At 75.5% G+C, this 1,787-nt stretch carries 1 pseudogene; it reads left to right on the forward strand.

Features of this window, described 5'->3' with window-relative positions:
* A pseudogene (locus D7V97_RS45125) lies at positions 1 to 1,540 on the forward strand (hypothetical protein); the annotation flags it as partial.
* Positions 1,541 to 1,787 lie beyond the last annotated feature (247 nt).

Here is a 1,787-nt window from a genome sequence, read left to right on the forward strand (position 1 = left end):
GGGTGGGGCCGCGCTGAGCTACTCGATCTTCGACCGCTTCACCTTCGGCGGTGGCGGCGGCGCGGGCGAGGGCAATGACGACGGCGGCAGCAGCGGCGGGCGCGGCGGCGGCGCGGTGCTCATCCGCGCCAACGCGTTCCAGTGCACGGGCGTCATCCGTGCCGCCGGACTGGCGGCCGCTCCCTCTCCAGGCTCCGACGGCGCGGGCGGCGGCGGCGCGGGCGGCGCGGTGCTGCTGCGCTCGACGGACGTCCTGGACTGCCGCGAGGTGGAGGCCCCGGGAGGAAGGGGCGGCGACGTGGCGACGTCCGACCACGTGCTGGGGCCCGGCGGAGGCGGCGCGGGAGGCCGCGTGCTGCTGCAGGGCCAGGGCCTCGTGTTCAAGCTGAACGTGAGCGCGGGGAGCGCCGGCCTGTCGGCCTTCCCGGGCGCGGACTCGCATGGCGCGACCCCGTCCGTCCCCGACGCGGGCCCGGTGCTCGACGGGGGCCCGTCGACCGGGACCTTGCAGGTGCTCAACGTGCCCTACCAGCTGCCGGGCACGCCCGTCCTCACGGCGCCCGCGGCGGGCGAGATGGCCACCACCACGCGCCCGCGCTTCGAGGGCACCGCGGACACGAATGGCCCGGTGGTCCACATCGTCGTCGACGGTCGCGAGGTGGGCGCGACGGTGCCGGCCTCCGACGGCCGCTTCGTCATGACGCCGGTGGCGTCGCTGCAGCCCGGTGGGCATGAGGTCGTCGTGTGGGCGGAGACGTTTGGCGTGGCCAGCACGGCGTCCACGCTGGTGCGCTTCACCTCGCCCCAGGTGGTGCTCGCGGACGGCGGCGTCGTGGGCATGGCGGTGCTCGTGGTGCCCAGGAACGGGGACACCACGGGGCCCACGCCGCTGTTCGCCGGCACCGCGACCAATGGCATCACCGTGGGCGTCGTCATCGATGACGGGCCGGACAAAATCGTGCCGGTGGACCTGCTCGGGCGCTTCGGCTTCCAGGTGCCGGACTCCGAGCCGCTGTCGGTGGGCGTGCACAAGGTCACCGTGCACGCGCACAACGAGACGGGCGATGACGGGCCGTACTCCGACGTCGTGGGCTTCGAGGTGGTGGTGGCCGGCGCGGACGGCGGCACCGGCACCGACGCCGGCCCAGCGGACCCCGCGGTGCCCATGATGGTCGTGCCCGCGCAGGACGCGACCGTGGAGCCCACGGTGACGTTCGTGGGCGTGGCCCTGCCCGATACGGCGATCCGCCTGGAGCTGGATGGCGTCGCGCTCGTCACCGTCACCGCGGATGCGCAGGGCGTGTTCCGTCACGAGGTGGCCCGGGCCGCGGCGCTTGGGACGGGCGCGCACCGCGTCGTCGCGCAGGTGGTGACGGCCGAGGGTGAGGCGGGGTTGCGCTCGCCGGAGGTGGGCTTCCAGGTGCGCGGGCCCACCGACCTGGACGTGGGCTGCGGTTGCGGTGCGGCGCCCGCGGGTATGCTCGGCGTCTGGGTGTTGGTGGGGCTCGCGATCCTGGCCCGCCGCCGCGCCCGGGGCTGAGCGCTGCGTCCGGGGCTGAGCGCCGCGTCCGGGGCTGAGCGCCGCGTCCGGGGCTGAGCGTCGCGCCCGGGGTTGATCTCTGCGCTCGGGGTTGAGCGTCGCGCCCGGGGTTGATCTCTGCGCTCGGGGTTGAGCGTCGCGCCCGGGGTTGATCTCTGCGCTCGGGGTTGAGCGCTGCGTCCGGGGCTGAGTCCTGCGAAGGGGGCTGGGCCTCGCGGGGCTTGGAAGCCCGCGGGAGGCCAGGGGT

It is taken from the genome of Corallococcus sp. CA053C, assembly GCF_003611675.1.
Classification (GTDB): Bacteria; Myxococcota; Myxococcia; order Myxococcales; family Myxococcaceae; genus Corallococcus.